General features: G+C 67.6%; 15 protein-coding genes and 1 pseudogene. 6 read left to right on the forward strand and 10 right to left on the reverse strand.

The window, feature by feature from the left end; all coding sequences use genetic code 11:
- Positions 1-103 precede the first annotated feature (103 nt).
- The 3 genes from LCF40_RS06020 to pepF form a co-directional block, all read right to left on the reverse strand.
- Positions 104-583 carry a pyruvoyl-dependent arginine decarboxylase gene (locus LCF40_RS06020; RefSeq protein ID WP_224827751.1) on the reverse strand — a complete coding sequence of 160 codons (480 nt, stop codon included), beginning with the start codon at positions 581-583 and terminating at the stop codon, positions 104-106.
- A gap of 556 nt (positions 584-1,139) precedes the next feature.
- The gene (gene pan2, locus LCF40_RS06025; RefSeq protein WP_114576777.1) at positions 1,140-2,372 is read right to left on the reverse strand and encodes a proteasome-activating nucleotidase Pan2; all 1,233 of its coding nucleotides are present in this window, start codon (positions 2,370-2,372) and stop codon (positions 1,140-1,142) included.
- Between the two features lie 113 nt (positions 2,373-2,485).
- Positions 2,486-4,282 carry an oligoendopeptidase F gene (gene pepF, locus LCF40_RS06030; protein ID WP_224827752.1) on the reverse strand — a complete coding sequence of 599 codons (1,797 nt, stop codon included), beginning with the start codon at positions 4,280-4,282 and terminating at the stop codon, positions 2,486-2,488.
- Positions 4,283-4,396: 114 nt separating this feature from the next.
- Between pepF and LCF40_RS06035 the strand changes: the two genes are divergently transcribed.
- Positions 4,397-5,452 carry a lactonase family protein gene (locus tag LCF40_RS06035; RefSeq protein ID WP_224827753.1) on the forward strand — a complete coding sequence of 352 codons (1,056 nt, stop codon included), beginning with the start codon at positions 4,397-4,399 and terminating at the stop codon, positions 5,450-5,452.
- Positions 5,453-5,933: 481 nt separating this feature from the next.
- On the opposite strand, the gene LCF40_RS06040 is transcribed toward LCF40_RS06035, so the two are convergent.
- Together LCF40_RS06040 and LCF40_RS06045 are read right to left on the reverse strand one after the other, a co-directional pair.
- On the reverse strand, positions 5,934-6,947 hold the full coding sequence (locus LCF40_RS06040) for an SGNH/GDSL hydrolase family protein (protein ID WP_224827754.1): 1,014 nt from the start codon (positions 6,945-6,947) through the stop codon (positions 5,934-5,936).
- Positions 6,948-7,081: 134 nt separating this feature from the next.
- Positions 7,082-7,927, reverse strand: coding sequence for an aldo/keto reductase (locus LCF40_RS06045; RefSeq protein ID WP_224827755.1), 846 nt, complete (start codon positions 7,925-7,927; stop codon positions 7,082-7,084).
- Between the two features lie 240 nt (positions 7,928-8,167).
- Here LCF40_RS06045 and LCF40_RS06050 point away from each other — a divergent pair, with 240 nt between their 5' ends.
- Positions 8,168-9,517, forward strand: a complete 1,350-nt coding sequence (locus LCF40_RS06050) for a M28 family metallopeptidase (RefSeq protein ID WP_224827756.1) — start codon at positions 8,168-8,170, stop codon at positions 9,515-9,517.
- 43 nt (positions 9,518-9,560) lie between these two features.
- Here the strand turns inward: LCF40_RS06050 and truA are convergent, their stop codons facing one another.
- Entirely contained in the window at positions 9,561-10,370 is an 810-nt protein-coding gene (gene truA, locus LCF40_RS06055) for a tRNA pseudouridine(38-40) synthase TruA (protein WP_224827757.1), read from the reverse strand.
- A gap of 229 nt (positions 10,371-10,599) precedes the next feature.
- On the opposite strand from truA, the gene LCF40_RS06060 reads away from it, so the two are divergent.
- Positions 10,600-12,126, forward strand: coding sequence for a sulfatase (locus tag LCF40_RS06060; RefSeq protein ID WP_224827758.1), 1,527 nt, complete (start codon positions 10,600-10,602; stop codon positions 12,124-12,126).
- Positions 12,127-12,238: 112 nt separating this feature from the next.
- On the opposite strand, the gene LCF40_RS06065 is transcribed toward LCF40_RS06060, so the two are convergent.
- Both LCF40_RS06065 and LCF40_RS06070 read right to left on the reverse strand, forming a co-directional pair.
- Positions 12,239-13,198 carry an NAD(P)/FAD-dependent oxidoreductase gene (locus LCF40_RS06065; protein ID WP_224827759.1) on the reverse strand — a complete coding sequence of 320 codons (960 nt, stop codon included), beginning with the start codon at positions 13,196-13,198 and terminating at the stop codon, positions 12,239-12,241.
- A gap of 73 nt (positions 13,199-13,271) precedes the next feature.
- Positions 13,272-14,270 carry an ornithine cyclodeaminase family protein gene (locus LCF40_RS06070; protein ID WP_224827760.1) on the reverse strand — a complete coding sequence of 333 codons (999 nt, stop codon included), beginning with the start codon at positions 14,268-14,270 and terminating at the stop codon, positions 13,272-13,274.
- A 243-nt stretch (positions 14,271-14,513) separates the two neighbouring features.
- Here LCF40_RS06070 and LCF40_RS23125 point away from each other — a divergent pair, with 243 nt between their 5' ends.
- From LCF40_RS23125 to LCF40_RS06080, 3 genes and pseudogenes are all read left to right on the forward strand, one after another.
- The gene (locus LCF40_RS23125; RefSeq protein ID WP_318247888.1) at positions 14,514-14,636 is read left to right on the forward strand and encodes a hypothetical protein; all 123 of its coding nucleotides are present in this window, start codon (positions 14,514-14,516) and stop codon (positions 14,634-14,636) included.
- Positions 14,636-15,793, forward strand: a pseudogene (locus LCF40_RS06075) (RNA-guided endonuclease InsQ/TnpB family protein). The gene LCF40_RS23125 and the pseudogene LCF40_RS06075 overlap by 1 nt, the downstream one beginning before the upstream one ends.
- Positions 15,794-15,919: 126 nt before the next feature.
- Positions 15,920-16,843 (forward strand): hypothetical protein, encoded by a 924-nt coding sequence (locus LCF40_RS06080; RefSeq protein WP_224827761.1) that lies wholly within the window; start codon positions 15,920-15,922, stop codon positions 16,841-16,843.
- 134 nt (positions 16,844-16,977) lie between these two features.
- On the opposite strand, the gene thsA is transcribed toward LCF40_RS06080, so the two are convergent.
- On the reverse strand, positions 16,978-18,657 hold the full coding sequence (gene thsA, locus LCF40_RS06085) for a thermosome subunit alpha (protein WP_114577051.1): 1,680 nt from the start codon (positions 18,655-18,657) through the stop codon (positions 16,978-16,980).
- A 184-nt stretch (positions 18,658-18,841) separates the two neighbouring features.
- Positions 18,842-19,399: a KH domain-containing protein gene (locus LCF40_RS06090; RefSeq protein WP_224827762.1), complete on the reverse strand. Its 558-nt coding sequence runs from the start codon at positions 19,397-19,399 to the stop codon at positions 18,842-18,844.
- Positions 19,400-19,428: the final 29 nt, after the last annotated feature.

Consider the following 19,428-nt stretch of genomic DNA (forward strand, 5'->3'; position numbering starts at 1 on the left):
ACAAGGGGCCGCCCGAGCAAAAAGCGTTCGGCTCCCGCCGTGACCGGTTCGCATACCCGAGCGGCCGGCTCCCGAGATCGGAACCGACGGCGGCGGCCCGCTCCTACAGGATCGGCTCGCTCTCGCCGTAAATCGCGAGGACGACCGCGGAGGTGTACGTCCCCGACTCCGCACTCGCGGTCTCGACGCGATCATCGGGCTCGCCCAGATCCCACTCCCGAAGGTCGCCGCCGGCCTCGAGACCCTCCCGGACCCGGCGGCGGACGTCGTCGGCGTCGGCCTCGCCCGCGGCCTCGTAGAACAGCCCCGGGCCCGTCTCGCCCTCCCGGACCCAGCCGAGTGCGGCGCTCGCTCGGCCCGGCCCGGCGACGGTCGCCCGCGCCTCGACGACGGTCAGTTTCTCGCCCACCGGTCCGAGATCCGGGGCGGTTCCGACCGCCCGAACCTCGGCGTCCTCGGGGATCACCGAGGAGACGGGGACCAGGTTGTAGTTGCAGATCCCCGCCGCCGCGAGCGCCGCGTCGTAGGCGGCCATCTCCGTCGGCGCTGACGCCGACCCCCGGACGATCCGAATCGTTCCCATTGGCGGGGGTCGGGGATCGGCGGCGTAAGGGCTTGCGATCCGTGGACGACCTGCGCGATCAGGGTGGCGGTCGGTGGCCGTGAGCGGAGCCTGAAGAACTGAAGGCTCCGCGATCCAACGAAAGAGCAAGCTCTTTCGAGCATCGCGAAACCGAAGGTTTCGCTCAACGGGAAAGGGCAGGCGTCCTATCGATACTCACCGCGAGCGACTGCAAGGAGCGAGCGGGCCGACGACCGATGTGGCGCGAACGAAGTGAGCGAAACGGAGAGAGGAGTGCTTTTCATCAACGCTAAGCGGAATCGGAGATTCCGCGAGGTCCGAAAGAACGCGAATCGCGCTCTTTCGAGATTTTGCCGAGTGCGGTCGCCTGAGTGATTAGCGCAATGGATGAATACGCATCACAGGCTCCAGCTCAAAGCGCTTCTCACCACGAGTGGATTTCCCGATTAAACAAGCCTCCGAGCGTCGCTGAGAACTAGATCGCCACGTTCCTTCTGGATATTCAGGTGTTGCAGTGACCACTCTGCGACCGCACGCAGCGCAAAAGGTTGGTCGTCTATTGGTAGAAGTAGCCCGCCGCGGGCACGACGTCGCTCCCGTCGTCGTCCTCGATCTTCTCGATGGCGGCCTCGAAGTCGCCGGTCTCGACGGTGGTCCGGTCGTCCCGGATCGCGAACATCCCGGCCTCGGTCGTCAGACTCTCGATCTCGGCGCCGCTGTAGCCGTCGGTTTCGGCGGCGAGGGCAGCGAAGTCGACGTCCTCGGCGACTTCCATCCCGCGGGTGTGGATCTCGAAGATCCGCTCGCGGCCCGCCTCGTCGGGTTCGGGGACCTCGATGAGGCGGTCGAAGCGGCCCGGTCGGAGGATCGCGCGATCGAGCATATCGAAGCGGTTGGTCGCGGCGATGATCCGGACCTCGCCGCGGGCCTCGAAGCCGTCCATCTCGGAGAGCAGTTGCATCATCGTCCGCTGGACCTCGGCGTCTCCGGAGGTTTTGGACTCGGTTCGGGTCGCGGCGATGGCGTCGATCTCGTCGATGAAGATGATGGCGGGCTCTCGTTCGCGGGCCATCTCGAAGAGGTCCCGGACGAGCCGGGAGCCCTCGCCGATGAACTTCCGGACGAGTTCCGAGCCGGCCATCTTGATGAAGGTGGCGTCGGTCTTGTTCGCGACCGCTTTGGCGAGCATCGTCTTCCCGGTACCCGGCGGGCCGTAGAGGAGCACTCCCGAGGGCGGGTCGATTCCGACCTCCTCGAAGACCTCGGGCTGGGAGAGGGGCTGTTCGACGGCCTCGCGGACGTCTCGGACCTGCTCGTCGATGCCGCCGATCTCCTCGTAGCCGACCTCGGGGCTCTCGGTGATCTCCATCGCCTGGGCCCGCGCGTCGGTCTCGGCGTTGAGCACCGTCTGGATGCCAAAGGAGTCGTCGACGGCGACCCGGTCGCCGGCGTCCAAGCGCTCGTAGGTCCGCGGGGCGGCCTCGGTCAGCACCTCCTGATTGTTGCCGTGTTGTTTGACGACGACCTCGCCGTCGTCGAACGTGTCCTCGACGGTCGCGACGTACAGCGAGGAGCTCTTCAGGGCCTTGTTCTCGCGTTCGACGCGGTCTGCCTCCTCCTGGAGTTGCTCGCGGCGCTCGGTCGCGGCCTCGAGCTGGTCGTCGAGTTCGGCGTTGACCTCGGCGATCTCGTAGAAGTGAGAGCGAAGCGCCTCGAGTCGTTTGTCGTCGGGTAGCTCCGGATCGATCTCGCGCGTCGGTCGATCGGGAAGCGACGGGCTTCGGGACATCCTGTTGTACACCGGTAAGTCGTGGACCGTAAATGTGCCTTTGGGTCCCGACCGTTTTCTCGGGCTTCGACCGAATCGCGGGTCTGACGGCCGAACGCGCGAGTAATCCTCGCTTACGCGTCCAGCAACGACTCGAGGTCGGCGATCCGGTCCTCGTAGCTCCCGATCGCGCGCTCGATCGGCTCGGCGGAGTCCATGTCGACGCCCGCGATCCGGAGGAGCTCGAGGGGGTACTCCCTGGACCCGCTTCGGAGGAACTCGCGGTAGTCGGCCGCCCGCGCCTCGCCGTCCTCCTCGATACCGTCGGCGATGGCGAGCGCCGCGACGATCCCGGTCGAGTACTGGTAGACGTAAAAGGCCCGGTAGAAGTGGGGGATCCGCATCCACTCGCGGGCGATCCGGTCGTCTACCGCCGCGGGTTCGTAGTAGCGGCCCTTGAGGTCGCCGTAGAGCTCGTCCAGACGGTCGGCAGTCAGCGCCTCCCCTTCCTCCTCTAACCGGTGGGTCTCGTGTTCGAACTCGGCGAACAGCGTCTGGCGGAACAGCGTCGAGCGCACCCGTTCGAGGAACTCGTTGACGACGTGGCGCCGGAACGCCTCGTCCTCGACGGTCGAAAGCAGGTGGTTGGTGAGCAGCGCCTCGTTGACCGTGCTCGCGACCTCGGCGACGAAGATCTCGTAGCCCGAGTAGACGTAGGGCTGGCTCTCGGAGGCGAGTTCGGAGTGCATCGAGTGGCCCAGTTCGTGGGCCAGGGTGTACATCGAGGAGACGTCGTCCTGGTAGTTCATCAGGATGAACGGCTGGGTGTCGTACGTCCCACCCGAGTACGCGCCCGATCGTTTGCCCTCGTTCTCGTAGACGTCGACCCACCGGGAGTCGAGACCCTCGGCGACCCGGGACTGGTACTCCTCGCCCAGCGGCGCGACCGCCTCGACGACGTGGTCGGTCGCCTCCTCGTAGGAGAGGTCGGGACCCTCGTCGCCCGTCAGGGGCATGTAGAGGTCCCACATCCGGAGCTCGTCGAGTTCCAGGGCGTCCCGCTTGAGTTCGGCGTGGCGGTGGAGCGCCCCGAGGTTGTCGTTGACCGTCTCGACCAGGGTGTCGTACACCGAGACGGGGACGTTCGGGCCGTCGAGGGCGGCCGCGCGGGCCGTGTCGTAGTTGCGGGCGCGGGCGAGTTTCACGTCGGATTTGACGCTGTTCTTGTAGGCGGAGGCGACCGTGTTGCGTACGTCGCCCCACTCGTCGAAGTACGTCTCGTGGACCCGCCGACGGAACTCCCGGTCGGGGCGTTTGAGCAGCGTCGTGAAGTTGCTCTGGGTCAGTTCGACGGCCTCGCCATCGCTGTCCTCGACGTCGGGAAACGTCATGTCGGCGTCCGACAACATGCTGTAGACGTCGCCGGTCGCCCCCGTCACCTCGCCCAAGTCGGCGAGGAGGGCCTCGACCTCCGCCGACCGCGTGTGGGGTTTCATCCGGAGGACGTCGTCGACGTAGTGATCGTAGGTCTCCAGATTGGGTTCGACCTCGCACATCGCCTCGAACTCCTCGCGGGTGAGCGACTGGATCTCGGGTTCGAGATACGAGCCTGTCGACTGGGCCTCGGCGGCAAGCGACTGGGCGCGGGCCGAAAGCGCCTGGTAGCGCTGGTCGGTCGTGTCCTCGTCGCTTCGCATCCGGGCGTAGGAGGCGACCATCGCGACCTCGCGCATGACCTCCTCGTGGCAGGCGAGGGCGTCGAGGAGGGTCTCGGCGTCCTCCACGGCGCGTCCCTCGTAGGATTCGAGGTCCTCGATGCGATCCTCGACGGCCTCGTAGGCCGCCTCCCAGTCGTCGTCGCTCGCGTAGATGCTCTCCAGATCCCACTTGTCTGCGGGGTCCACCTCGGACCGTTCGGGAACCGAACTCATGGCACGGGTTTCGAATCGCAACGGGTAAAGCGTGACGAACGCCGCGAGGGAGAGAGAATCGCGGCCGTCGCCGCTTCCGACAGGGTGATTCGGCTCGCCCCGGAACGGTCGTCGATGGCGATCGATCCTACGCTCGCGTTCGTCGCGGCCTCGACCGACGCCGGCGAGGACGGCGTCCTCGGCTTCCGCCTCGAGGACGGGCGACTCGAGACGACGGGTGCGGCCGACGGCGGCTCGCGCCCGGCGTTTCTCGCCGCGAGTCCCGACGGAACCCGCCTGTACGTCGCCAACCGGGAGGGCGAGGACGGACGGATCGTCGCCTATACGATCGAGGAGCGTGGAACCCTCTCGCGGCTGAACGCGGTCCCGACGGGCGGCGGGGGGACGCCGTGTTACTGCAGCGTCGATCCGACCGGCCGATGCGTGCTGACCGCCCAGTACGGCGGCGGAACGGTGTCGGTGCTCCCGATCGACGGGGACGGCCGGCTCGGCGGGCCGACGGCAGTCGTCGACCACGAGGGGTCGGGCCCGGACGCCGACCGCCAGTCCGAACCGCACCCCCACGCCTTCCTCGCGGGCCCGGACGGCGAGTACGCCTACGCGCCCGACCTCGGCGCCGACCGCGTCTTCGTCTACGCCCTCGATCCCGTAGCCGGCCGCGTCGAACCCGCCGACTGCGGCCACGTCGACGTCCACCCCGGCGCCGGACCGCGCCACCTCGCTTTCGATCCGACCGGCCGCTATGCCTACGTGATCGGTGAACTCGATTCGACCGTGACGGCGTTCGAACGCGACCTCGACACCGGCGGGCTCAAGCCGGTCGCGGTCGCGAGCACGCTCCCCGAGGGGTTCGACGGCGAGAACGCCGCGGCCGATATCCACGTTCATCCCACCGGGGAGTTTCTCTACGGCTCGAACCGCGGCCACGACTCGATCGCCGTCTACGAACTCGGGGGTGACGGCCGCCCAACCCTCCTCGGGACCGAGCCGACCCGGGGCGAGTGGCCCCGTAACTTCGCGCTCGATCCCGCCGGCGAGGTCCTGTTCGCCGAGAACGCCGACAGCGACACGATCGTCGCCTTCGCCGTCGGGAGCGACGGCGCCCTCGAGGCCACGGGCGAGGTGACTGACTGTCCGTCTCCGGTCTGTCTGGCGTTCGTGACCGGGTAGTCCCCACCCGATTTGGGGCATACCGCCCACGATCGAGCGTGCGTCCGTAACGGCCCGCTACGGAAGGTAGGTCGCGAGACAGTTCACGATTCGATCGAGTCGCTCGTTGACTCCGTCCTCCGGTTCTTCCTCCTCATCGGATTCGGAGGCCATACTCCGTTCACGGAGCGTTTCGGTAAAAAGATCCCTTCTCGAGGAGGTCGCTTCCTCATGCCCCGGACGCAACGCGACGGCCGATACGAACTGAGGTACCGGCTGTCCGTCCGTCACGGTTCCCGAGGGGATCGAGTGCGGAGAATCACAGGTACAGACCGCAGTATGAGACGGGGAGTTCGACGGGACCTCCGGATTGCACCCCCGGCTGGCTCCGTCTCGGATCGTTCGGCGTCGAACTCGGAGCGCGGTTCGATCCCAACGCGTGGTGTCACGACCGGCGTAACGGGGACGATCGCGGCCGTCAGGGGCGGCTCCGTTCGGCGGGCTACTCGACTATCCTCTCGAGCCGGTCGGCCAGCGCGGTCCCGATCATCGCCATCCCGTCGTCGCCCGGGTGGAGGAGGTCTGCGGTCAGTCCGGAGACCTCCATCAGATCGGGGCCCGAGACGAGGTGGAGGTCGTCGTGGTCGGAGTCGGCGACGATCGAGCGCAAGGCGTCGCGAAAGCCCTCGCTTCGCTCGCGGTCGCCGCTGGCGGTGAGGTCCGCGAAGTACGGGAGGAGGGTGACGCAGGCGATCGGTTTCTCGGGATGGGCCGCCGCGATCGTCTCGACGAAGGTCTCGGCGCGAGAGTGGAACTCGTCGATCGAGAAGTCGGCGTTGGCCATGTTCACCGACAGCGAGAGCGTCGCGACGTCGAAGTCCTCGCGGCCCGCGATGTGGTCGGCCATCGTCCGATCGCAGTACGCCGAGCCCGAACAGCCGAGGTTCAGGGCGTCGTACCCCAGTTCGCGGGCGACCCGGGTGACGTAGTTCGTGTGGGGCGTCGAGGCCGCGGCGCCCTCGGTGATCGAGGTTCCGTAGGCGAGGTATCGGGTGTCCGGAAGCTCGTCGGCCGTCGGCGGGCGACACTCCCCCGCGACGTCGTGGACGGCGACCGCGGGCGTGCGCTCGGTAAGGAGCCGACAGACCCGCGGGTCGAATCGACCCGTCTCGGTGCCCTCGGAGAGGTCGGCCAGCCGGTCGGGAACTCTGAGGGATAGGGTCTCGGGTTCGGGGCCGATCTCGGTCGGCTTCCAGGGCTGGAACACGCCCCAGAACGGGTGGATTCTCGTCGGTTCGGGAGCAGAGAGCGTCACCTCGATCTCGGCGTCCCCCTCGGGAACGAACCGGATCTCGCATCCCGTGGGTTCGCCCACCCGCTCGCGGGCGCTGTCGTTCAGCCCCTCGCCGACGGAGGCGGGCACGCGACGAAGCCGGTCGCCCTCGGGGTTCCACTCGGCGGGAACCGTCTCGGCGACGTTGTGCAACGAGATCGACGGGTACTCGGCGATCGACATTGGATCTGACTCGGCGATCGGATCGGGGTTACATTGCTCTGTTGGAACGCCCTGGCTCTCGTCCGTCGGTTTCCTTCCTTCCCCGCTTCGGAACAGCGTACAGTCCGGACTACCAAGCCGGCCGATAGCAAGGGTTACTGCGAGATCCCGTAGACGTCGCCGGTCCACTCGCGGGCGGGCGTGTCGTACACCGGCTGGTCGCGCTCGCGCTCGTCCAGCCGTTCTCTGTCCTCCTCGTCGAGTTCCCACTCGAGCACGTCGAGGTTCTCCCGGACGTGGTCGGGACTCGAGGATTTCGGGAGCGGAACGACGTCGCGCTCTATCGCCCACCGGAGGACGATCTGGGCGGGGGACTTGTCGTAGGAGTCGGCGAGTTCGTTGACGACCTCGTCCTCGAAGATCTCGGTGCGAGCGAGGGGCGCTGCGGCCTCGATGGTGGTGTCGGTCTCGCGGCAGTAGTCGACGAGGTCGGGGCGCTGGAACCAGGGGTGGAACTCGATCTGGTTGACCGCGATGTCGACCGGCGAGACGTGGTGGGCACAGCTGAGCTGGTAGGCCGAGAAGTTCGAGACGCCGACGTTTCGCACCAGCCCCTCCTCCTCCAAGGTGGCCATCGCCTGGAGGCTCTCGCGGAGCGAGATCGCGGGGTTGGGCCAGTGGATCAGGTAGAGGTCCAGGTAGTCCGTGCCCAGTTTCTCGAGGGAGTCCTCGCAGGCCCCGATCAGCGACTCGTAGCCGAGGTTCTTCGGGAGCACCTTCGAGGTCACGAAGAGGTCCTCCCGGTCGATGTCGTGGTCGGCGATCGCCTCGCCGACCGCTTCCTCGTTCATGTATCCCTCCGCGGTGTCGATATGGGTGTAGCCCGCGTCGAGAGCAGCCCGGACCGACTCCTGGACCGTCTCGCCCGCGATGTCCCAGGTGCCACAGCCGACCACGGGCAGTTCGTCGCCGCTCGGGAGCGTCGTCGTCGGGGTCGTCATGGGCGAGCGTAGCCGGGTTGGCGCCTTTATCGTGGCGCTTGCGGCAGGAGTGATCGTAGTTGGTGACGTGACGAGGTCCCGTAGCGAGGAGTCCATCGGACAGCGGTGAAGACGATGTCGGAAGCCGCCGGCCCCTTCCAGTCCCATCCCGAAGCGGTTGCTCTGCTGGCACTCGCCTCTCCAAACACGACTTGTACCAGGGCCGGGAGCTTCATGGCTCGCGGGGCGAATCGGGACCCCATGAGCGAGGAAATCGATATCGATGCCGATGACAGTCTCGAGCGCGCGCTCGGCCGGGCGTGGTCCTCGGATCGGCCCTGGAACCTGCTGACCCGGCTGACCGAACTCCCGAACCGGATGGGCGGCTCGCCGGGCGAGCGCCGCGCGGCCGAACTCGTCCGCGAGGAGTTCGAGTCAATCGGCCTCGCGGACGTCCGAACGGCGGAGTTCCCGATGGCCCGCTGGGAGCGGGGGGAAACGGAGCTTGCGGTCACCGATCCCGTCGAGCGCTCCTTTCGGGCGATCGCCCTGCCGTACTCGCCGGCCGGCGACGTCGAGGGGCCGATCGTTGACGTCGGCTACGGCACCCCCGAGGAGATCGAGGACGCGGGCGAGGCTCTCGACGGAGCCATCGCCCTCTCGAGCACGACGACGCCGCCGGGCCGGCGGTTCGTCCACCGGATGGAGACCTTCGGCCACGTCGCGGCCGCGGGCGCCGCGGGCTTTCTGTTCGCGAACCACGTCCCCGGTCAGCTCCCCCCGACGGGCTCGCTCCGGTTCGACGGCGAGGCCGCGATTCCGGGAGTGGGCGTCAGCAGGGAGGCCGGCGACTGGCTCGCGGAGTACGCAGAGCGAGCGGGCCGGGGCCGGCTTCGCGTCGAGGCGACCACCACCGAGGGAACCAGCCGGAACGTCCACGGCACCCTCGGCGGGGGCGACGAGGAGATCGTTCTGCTGGCCCACTACGACGCTCACGACGTCGGCGAGGGGGCACTGGACAACGGCTGTGGCGTCGCGGTCGTCGCGGGCGCCGCCGCCATCCTTGCCCCCCTGGAGCTCGACTGTCGGGTCCGGGTCGCCGCCGTCGGCTGCGAGGAGGTCGGACTGATCGGCGCCGAGGCCCTCGCCGAGGAACTCGATCTCGACGCGGTCCGGGCGGTCGTCAACGTCGACGGCGCGGGGCGCTTTCGGAACCTCAAGGCGTACAGCCACGCGAGCGACGCGATCGCCGACCTCGCCGAGTCGGTCGGCGAGGCGTTCGGCCAGCCGGTCCTCGACGAACCCGACCCCCACCCCTTCAGCGACCACTGGCCCTTTCTCCGGGCGGGGGTGCCGACCCTCCAACTCCACAGCGAGCGCGAGGGCGACGAGCGCGGCCGGGGCTGGGGCCACACCGAGGCCGACACCCGCGAGAAGGTCGACCCGCGGAACCTCCGCGAGCACGCGATGCTCGCCGCGCTCCTGGTCTCCGAACTGACCCGTGCCGACCCGCCGCGGGTCCCCGACGACGTGCTCCGGGCGGCGCTCGCCGACCAGGAGTACGAGCCAGGGATGCGCGCCGCCGACATCTGGCCCGCGGACTGGACGTAGCCCGGCCGTCTCCGGCTCCTCTTCTCCCACCCTCGAACCGCCGTCAGCCGATTCCGTCCCGGAGCTGTCCGGCGACGCGGGCGCCGGTCCGGCGTTCGACGCGCCGCCGCTCGAACACCCGCCGGGCGCTCTCGGCGGCCTCGGCGTCGGTCACGAAGCCGAGATCGGGGTAGTCGACGGCGGCGAGGACGAGCGGTTCGGCGGGCGCCGGGGGAATCCCCTCGTGGCCCGGGAGGGGCTCGGGGGCGAGCGCACGCCCGACCCGTTCTTCGGGGTACTCCCCGCGGCCGACGCCCGCGGCGAGGCCGACCAGCCGCCGGACGAGCTGGCGCGAAAAGCCGCGCGCGCGGGCCGAGAGCCGGAGGTAGTCGCCGTCCCGAACGGCCGAGAGGGCGATCTCGCGGTCGGTGTTCTCGTCGTCGGGGGTCAGATTGTGGTAGTCGTGTCGCCCCGAGAGCTCCTCCATGGCGCGCTCGGCTCGCCCGTCGTCGATCGTTTCGGGTGGCGCGTGGAGGTGATAGACGTACTTCCGGCTCGAGGCGTGATGGGTCGCGTGAAAGTTCGACGGAGCGTCGGCGCTGGCCCACGCCCGGACGTCGGCGGGGAGTTCGGCGTTGACGGCCCGCGGGGAGAGCCAGTCGGGGGCCTCGAGGGCGACCGTCTGGGCGAGCGCCGAGACCCCTCTGTCGGTCCGCCCGGCGGCAGCGTACCCCGATGGTTTGTCGGCGTCCTCGGCGAGCACGGAGAGTTCGCCGAGTGCGTCGAACAGCGCGTCCTCGACGGTCGGGACCGAGGGCTGGCGTTGGAAGCCGTAGTAGGGGGTGCCGTCGTAGGCGATCCGGAACGCGCGCATTCGGTCGCCGTGGGGACTCCGGGGAGGTAATACTGCCGGCCTCCGCGCCCGCTGGCTCGTCATCGCGAGCGCGAGGGAGGATCCGATAGCCGGGCCCGTTCGTCGGGAGAACTGAGGGATCGAACCCGTGGGGTCGCCGCAGTCCTGCGGTTCGCGGGACGGATCACGTGTAGGACCTGCATAGGCCAGGGTGCCAGCCTTCCCCGCGACGGGCGGATGGGCGTCCACGATGGTCGAAACCGACGACGAGAGCGGGGCGTCACATGGCAGCGTGCGGAACGTGGTGCTGGTCGTCCTCGATACGGCCCGTGCGACGCGGTTCGAGGGAGTCGCCGGGGACGGCATCCCCTCTCGCTTCGCGAGCATCGACGACCGGACGATGCCGACGCTGGCCGACGTCGGGATGGAGGGGACCGTCTTCGAGCGGGCGTTCTCGACCGCCCCCTGGACGCTGCCCTCCCACGCCTCGCTGTTTACGGGGACGTACCCCTCCGAACACGGCGCCCACGGCGGTCACACCTACCTCGACGACTCGCTACGGACGCTGCCGGAGGCGTTTGCGGCCGCGGGCTATGAGACCGTCGGCGTCTCGAACAACACCTGGATCACGAGCGAGTTCGGCTTCGACCGGGGGTTCGACGAACTCCGCCGGGGCTGGCAGTACGTCCAGTCCGACGTCGACATGGGGACCGTCGTCCGCGGCGAGGACGTCGCGGAGAAGCTCTCTGCGGCCCGGGACCGCCTGCTCGAGGGCAACCCGGTCGTCAACGCCGCGAACGTCCTCTACAGCGAGTTCCTCCAGCCCGCCGGCGACGACGGCGCCGCCCGGACGACCGACTGGATCGGCGACTGGCTCGCCGGCCGCGAGGACGACCGCCCCTTCTTCCTCTTCTGTAACTACATCGAACCCCACGTCGAGTACGACCCGCCACGTGCGTTCGCCGAACGATACCTTCCCGACGACGCCACCGTCGAGGAGGCCCGGGAGATCCGCCAGGACCCACGCGGGTACGACGTCGGCGACTACGAGATCACCGACCGGGAGTTCGACCTCCTCCGGGGACTGTACCGCGCGGAGTGTGCCTACGTCGACAGCCAACTCGAGCGGCTCCGGGAGTCGCTGCGGGCGGCCGGCGAGTGGGAGGAGAGCCTGGTCGTCGTCTGTGGCGACCACGGCGAACACGTCGGCGACCACGGTTTCTTCGGCCACCAGTACAACCTCTACGATACCCTGACCCACGTCCCGCTGGTCGTCACGGGCGGGCCCTTCACCGGCGGCGGCCGCCGCGAGGACCTCGTCTCCCTGCTCGATCTCCCCGCGACCCTCCCTGCGGTCGCGGGCATCGAGGACCCGCTCGCCGAGCAGGGTCACGGCCGGTCGCTGCTCGCGAGCGGCGAGCGCGACGCCGTCTTCGCCGAGTACGTCTCCCCCCAGCCCTCGATCGAGCGCCTCGAGGACCGGTTCGGCAAGGGGGCGATCCCCGAGCGGGTTCGGGCGTTCGACCGGCGGCTGCGGGCGGTCCGGACGGGAGGGAAGAAGTACGTGGCCGGCGACGACGGCTTCGAGCGCTACCACGACCTGACCGAGGACCCCCGCGAGCGCGAGGACCTCGCCGAGGAGCGTCCCGCCCGGGCCGGGGCGCTTGCCGCCCGGCTCGAGGAGCGCTTCGGGGGCCTGACCGAGGCCGAGGCCAGCGGGAGCGTCTCGATGGCGGCCTCGACGGAGGACCGGCTGGCGGATCTGGGCTACCTCTGACGGTCGGCGGGACCGGGACGCGATCCCTTCGGTGACGACGCGTGGGTCGTGGTCGGCGGGTCGAGCGGGAAGCGATCGTGGCTGTCGGCGTACGACGCGTTCGCGTTCGTCGTCAAGCCTCCCCGTGCTCGAACGCCTCCTGTGAGAGCTCCATGTTGACGGTCGCGCCCACGACGTTTCCGTCGGCGGCGGCGGCCGGAACGGAGAGCGCCGAGAGCGCCGAGGCGTCACCGGCGACGAACAGTCCCTCGATCGACGTGAACCCGACGCCGTGGCCCGAGCGCTCCGCTTCGACGAGCCCGGCCTCGGTCACCTCGAGACCAAGTTCCTCGACCAGATCGGCGCGTTGGGTCATCGCCGGCGGGTAAAAGAGCGCGTCACGGGGTATTTCGCGGCCGTCGGCGAGCGAGACGCTCTCGAGCCCGTCCCCGGTGCCGGTAAGTGCGACGATTGGTTCGTCCTCGATCTCGACTCCGCGATCCGCGAAGGCCGAGCGCGTGTCGGCATCGAGGACGTCGTGTCCGTCGGTGAAGACGACGAGGTCCTCGCTCAGATTCGAGATCAGCTTCGCGTACTCGATGAGGTGCTGATCGGTGATCAACACCCCGAGGGCCCCGTCTCTGACCTCGTAGCCGTGACAGTACGGGCAGTGGTAGACGCCGTTTCCCCACAACTCTTCGAACCCGTCGGTTTCGGGAAGCTCGTCGGTAACCCCGGTCGCCAGAACGACCTTCCGGGTCGTAACGGTTTCGTCGCCGTCGAGCGTGCTCGTAAAGCCATGTTGGTCTTTCGTAACGGTCGTCACCCGTCGGTCCCGGAACTCGCCGCCGTAGTCGGCGACCTCCTCCCGGCCGAGCCGTCCGAGTTCTCGTGGTGCGATCCCGTCCCGGGTGAGATAGCCGTGTACTTCGGCGGCCGGACCGTTGCGCGGGTCGCCGTCGTCGCAGACGAGGACGCTCCGCAGCGAGCGACCCAACTGGAGCGCAGCGCTCAGCCCCGCCGGGCCCCCGCCGATGACGAGTACGTCGTAGTCCGTCGAGGTGTCGTCGCTGTCCGTCTCGGTCGGTCGCATATTGATAACTATGTTAATAGAAATGATAACCCTTTCCCGGCGACGGAAGGACCCGTGAAGCGCGGAATCGGTGTTACCGGTTGCTACCGGCGATCCCGACGAGGTCGAAGGGGGTCCCCTCGCCCTCCGCGTTCGCTCGCTCGTAGACGACCCGGGCGGTGGCGACGTCCTGGATCGCGAGCCCCGTCGAGTCGAACACCGTGACGCCCGTCTCGGCGGTCCGGCCGGGGGCCGTCCCGACGACGACGTCGCCGATCTCGGCGTGGAGGTCGTCGTCGGTAAGGACCCCCTCGCTCCAGGGGACGTTGATCTCGCCCGAGTGGGTACACTGCTCGTAGTCGTCGATGACGATCCGCGCGTTTCGAAGGAGTTCGTCCGCGAGTTCGTGTTTGCCCGCGGCGTCGGCGCCGATCGCGTTGACGTGGGTTCGCTCGCCGACCGCGTCCGCGTGGACGATCGGCTCCTCGACGGGCGTCACCGTCGAGAGCACGTCACAGCTCCCCGCCTCGGCGATCGACCCCTCCCGGATCGCAAAGCGGTCCTCGAAGGCCGCGACGAACGCTTCGAGGCGCTCCGCGTCGGGGTCGCTCACGACGACCTCCTCGATGGGGCGGACCTCGGCGATCGCCTCGAGCTGTGCGTACGACTGGACGCCGGCGCCGACGATTCCCAGGCTCCGGGCCTCCGGGATCGCGAGGTGGTCGGTGGCGACGGCGGCGGCCGCGCCGGTCCGCAGGCGGGTGAGCTCAGTGCCGTCCATGATCGACAGGGGGAAGGCGGTCTCGGGATCGGAGTAGATCATCGTCCCGATCACCGTCGGCAGCCCCCGGTCGGGGTTGTCCGGGTGGACGTTGACCCACTTGACGCCGGCGGCGTCCCACTCCTCGGCGTCGAGGTAGGCCGGCATCGACCGGAAGTCGCCGTTGTAGCGGGGCAGGTCGACGTAGGACTTGGCCGGCATCACCGTCTGGCCCCGCGCCTCGGCGGCGAAGGCGTCCTCGACGGCACCGATCACGTCGGGAAAGCGGGCGTTGTCCTCGACGTCCTCGCTCGAGAGCAGCAGCGTCTCCATGAGGCAAATCTTGCGGGCGGGTACTTGTACTTAGCTTAATCGAGGCGCTACGCCCCCTTCCTCAGCGAGCAGATCGAGCAGGGAGGGGATGTAGCGTCCCCAGAAATCTTCGATTTCTGGCGTGCGAAAGAGACGCAACGCGTCTCGTCAACACCGTTCGTTTTTCATACACTCTCCTACGGCGGGCCCACAGGCTCACGTTCCGCAACACTCATGCGCATATAGACACATAATACGCATATCGTGAGACGGAAGAATATCACCATTCGAGAGGATCAAGCAGAGTGGGTAGAGGACAACCACCTGAACCTCTCGTCGTTCGTCCGTGCTCAACTGGACGAACTCATTGAGGAACGCGAGAGCTGATGTATTACGCCTACAAGTATCGCCTCAAGCCGTCTGGTTCCCAACGCGAGGAATTGGACCGCCACCGCGATATCTGTAGGTAACTGTACAATCATGCGCTCTACCGCTTCGACCAAATCCCCGAGAGTGCAGGCACGCTCAATCAACGGGTTCGGTCCATCCGTGACGAAATTTCGTCTCTGAAAGACTGGTGGGATGCTCTCTCGGACGTATACTCAACAGTCCTGCAAACAACGGTTATGCGGATTGAGCAGAACGTCAACTCACTCGAAGGACTCAAGGAGAACGGCTACGGCGTCGGCCGACTCAAATGGAAGCCACCGCGCGAGTTCCGCAGTTTCACGTACAGTCAGTCTGGCTTCAAGCTCGACAAGAAGGGCGGTCAGACTGTCTTGTCCCTCTCGAAACTCGCGGACATCCCGATACGGCTCCACCGAGAGATTCCCGACGACGCCGCACTCAAGCAGGTGACACTCAAGAAGGAACCGACAGGCGAGTGGTTCGCCACGTTCGGTGTCGAAGTCGACCGAGAGCCACCAGAGAAGCCGGATGTCCCAGAGAACGTCGTCGGCATCGACGTGGGGATTCTGACGTACGCCCATGACACTGACGGCCACGCTGTTGAATCGGTCGATCTCTCGGACGAACGCGACCGACTCGAGCGAGAGCAACGAAAACTCTCGCGCAAAGAGCACGGGTCGAACAACTACGAGAAACAACGCTATCGCGTTGCCGAGTGCCACGCCGACCTGAAGCGAAAGCGACGGGACTTCTTGCACAAGCTCTCGAACGACTACGCCCGAGAGTACGATCTCGTCGCGGTCGAAGACCTTGACGCGAAAGGTCTTGCCGAACGTGAGGGTAACTCTCGGAATCGTGCTGGAGCAGCGTGGGGAACGTTCCTCCGAATGCTCGAGTCCGACAAACCGCTGTGGGTCCGCGAACACTCCTGTCCCTCCTGTGGGTTCACCGCCGACAGGGACTGGAACGCAGCGTGGAACATTCTGTCTCGCGGTCTCAAGCAGGTAGGAGTGGGACGCTCCGAATCACCGCCTGTGGAGACTGCGCTCCCTACGGGAACCACGTTGGTTCCTGCACAGCGCGTCGTGGAAGCAGGAAGCCCCACCCGCAAGCGCGAGCCGAAAGGCGAGCGGTAGGGTGGGGTAGTTCACTTCGTGCTGAACGCCGCTCCGACGTCCCGACTCTGACCGCGTTCGCGTCGAGGGGGGATGTCTCCTTCAGGATGGAAAACACATTTGGGCCGTCACTGTGACCACGCAGTCGTGTCCAGGCTCGCCGCGGTCGTCCTCGTCGCTTGTCTCGTTCTCACGGCGGGCTGTGGCGGCTTCTCCGCGAGTTCGAACGATCCCGCCCCAGACCGGGAACCGTACGGCGTCGAGGAGTCGGTCGACGCCTCGGTCGAGGAGGAGACGGAGGGAGAGCAGTTGCTCCCCGGGCTCACCACCGAGGGGCTGACCAACGTGGCTAACCTCCGGAAGGTCCACGGGGACGCCATCGGTAACGAGACGTTTACGGTCCGGACCGAAACCGAGTCCCTCTCCGATTCCGAAAACGAAAGCGAACCACGGACCACCGAGACGACGAGGTACGTCGATCCCGACGCCGGAACCGTCTTCGGGGTCACACGGATCAACCAGTCCGACGCCGATCCGGGATCCGGTGTCGACCGCTCACCGATCCGGGCGGTCGAGCAGTGGCACGGCGACGAGACGCTAACCCGGTTCGAGTTCGAGAACGGATCCGTCGAGTACCCGTCGAGCGGCGATGGGTCAGTGTCCCGAAACGAGACGGTCCGACAGGCGATGACTGGTCCTGTCGTATCGCTGGGGAGCCTCGAGAACACGACGACCGTCGGGACCGTCGACGCCGAGGACGGCACCTACTACGTCGTCGAGGGCTCTATGAACGACTCGTCGGCCATCGAGGACGGGACGACCAGAGAGGTCGAGGTCCGAGCGCTCGTCCGCGAGGACGGCCTCGTCCGCCAGACGGTCGTCAACCAAAGCTACGGCGGAGACGGCGAGCGAACGACCATCAACGAGACCATCGAAATCGTCGACGTCGGCGAGACGACCGTCGAACGACCCGACTGGTACGACGAGGCGCTGGCGGCCCAGCCCGCCGAGTCCGCGTCGGAAGAGGCCAACGAAACTTCGGGCGGGGCGAGGACAGCGAACGAGACGTAGGTCGTCGTTCGGACGGGGGGCACGCGATGGATCGTCCTCTACGAAAGCGACGTCTCGACGGTTCCTCCCGTCAAAAAATCGGTGAGTCGGTTGCGGCTCTCTCGTCGCGTCGGTAGTGGTGTGGCGGGCCGAACTTACATCGCGCCGCCCATGCCACCCATACCGCCCATGCCGCCCATGCCGCCACCCATGCCGCCGCCGGGGCCGCCGGGTGGCATCTCGTCGTCGTCGTCGTCGCCGGTCTTCCCGCCGACGAGGTCGCCCGCGGCGATGACGTCGTCGATGCGAAGCAGCATGACGGCGGCCTCGGTGGCCGACTCGATCGCCTGGGTCTTCACGCGCAGGGGCTCGTAGACGCCCTCCGCTTCCATGTCGATGACGTCGCCCGTGTAGGCGTCGAGGCCGGCACGGGTCTCGCCGCCGTCGTGCTGGCTGCGCAGGTCCACGAGCGAGTCGATGGGATCGAGGCCGGCGTTCTCCGCGAGCGTACGGGGAACGATCTCGAGGGCGTCCGCGAACGCCTCGACGGCGAGCTGTTCGCGCCCGCCGACGCTGTCGGCGTAGTCACGAAGCGCGAGGGAGAGCTCGACCTCGGGGGCGCCGCCGCCGGCGAGCACCTTCCCGTCCTCGAGGGTCGTCCGGACGACGCCCAGCGAGTCCTCGATCGCGCGGTCGACCTCGTCGATGACGTGTTCGGTGCCACCGCGGAGGATGAGGGTGACGGCTTTGGCGTCCTCGACGTCCTCGACGAAGATGCGCTGGTCGCCGCCGACGTCCTTCTGGGCGACGCTGCCGGCGTAGCCCAGGTCGTCCTCGGAGAGGTCGGAGACGTTCGAGACGGGCCGGGCGCCCGTCGAGCGCGCCAGCCGGTTCGCGTCGGAGTCCTTGACGCGCCGGACCGCGAGGATGCCCTCCTCGGCGAGGTAGTGCTGGGCCATGTCGTCGATGCCGCCGTCGACGAAGACGGCGTCGGCGCCGACCTCGACGAGGGCGTCGACCATCTCCCGGAGCTGGGCCTCCTCCTGGTCCATGAACTCCTGGAGCTGGTCGGGGTCGGTGACGTTGACCTCGGCGTCGATCTCGGTCTCCTTGACCTCGATCGCGTCGTCGATGAGCGCGACGTTTGCGTCCTCGACGAAGTAGGGCATGCTGTCGGAGACGCGCTCCTTGCTGATGATGGTGCCCTCAACGAGCTCGGAGTTCTCGATCGCCCCGCCGACGACCTTCTCGACTTTGACGTTCTCCGTGTCGATCCCGTCGTCGTCGGCGACGGCCTGGACGGCGTCGACGACGAGGTCGGCGAGCAGGTCCTTGGCGCTCTCGGCACCCTTGCCCGTCATCGCCGTCGCGGCGATCTGTCGGAGGATCTCGGTGTCGTCGCTGTCGACCTCGATGGCCTCCTCCTCTAGGGCTTCGGTGGCCTGTTCTGCGGCCTGACGGTAGCCCTGGGCGAGGGTGGTCGCGTGGATGTCCTGGTCGAGAAGCTCCTCGGCGCGTTTGAGGAGTTCGCCCGCGACGACGACCGCCGACGTCGTCCCGTCGCCGACCTCGTCCTCCTGGGTCTCGGCGACCTCGACGATCATGTTCGCGGCCGGGTGGTCGATGTCCATCTCGCCGAGGATGGTGACGCCGTCGTTGGTGACGACGACGCCGCCCGAGGAGTCGACGAGCATCTTGTCCATCCCCTTCGGCCCGAGGGTCGTCCGGACCGACTGGGAGACCGCCTTCCCGGCCGTGATGTTCATCGACTGTGCGTCCTTGCCCGAGGTGCGCTGGCTGTCCTCGGAAAGTACGATGAGGGGCTGGCCGCCCATCTGTTGTGCCATGGTCAAGTCGAGGATTGATTGGTATTCTATATAAATCTTTCCGTATCCGGGAACCGAACCCCGTCAGGTAGCCGGGGTCCGGAGGTCGGTACCGGTTAGCACGCGGCATTTATACGGGGATCGGCATCGAGGTCGACGGCGGCCGATGGACCGTGGCGACGGATTCCGGCGGTCAGGATCCGCCGCCGGGATACCGGTGGTAGGTCAGTCCCTGGGCTTTCATCTCGTTGTGGCGCTCCTCTAAGAAGGAGTAGACGGTACCGTGGGGTGCGCCGTCGAGCAACATCTCCGCGGCGGTCCGGACGGCATCGACCTGCGGGGGCGTGCCGATGATGCCAAGGGTCGAGCCGTAGATCACCACCGAGGCCCCCGACAGCTCCTCCATCAGCTCGCGGGTGCGCCCGTTCTCGCCGATCAGGCGCCCCTTCTTGCGTTTCATGTCGTTCGTGTTCCGGGCGGCGGCGTCGATGTCCACGAGGTCGAACGACACCATCTCGTCGTCGAGCAGGGACAGCGCGTCCTCCGGGGGAAAGCCACGCCCGATCGCCCGGACGATGTCGGGGCCGTTGAGCCCGGTCACGGGGTCGCCGACGGTCTCGATCGCGACCGAACCGTTCTCGGAGTCGATATCCAGACGGACCTCCGCTTCGGCCTCGATCTCGCGCATCGTCTCGCCGCCCTCGCCGATGAGAACGCCGATGCGGTCCTGCGGAATCTTCACGTGCTGCATGTCCTCGGGTAGTCGCCCGGTCGTGTTAA

This window comes from Saliphagus infecundisoli (genome assembly GCF_020177375.1).
GTDB classification, from domain to species: Archaea; Halobacteriota; Halobacteria; order Halobacteriales; family Natrialbaceae; genus Saliphagus; species Saliphagus infecundisoli.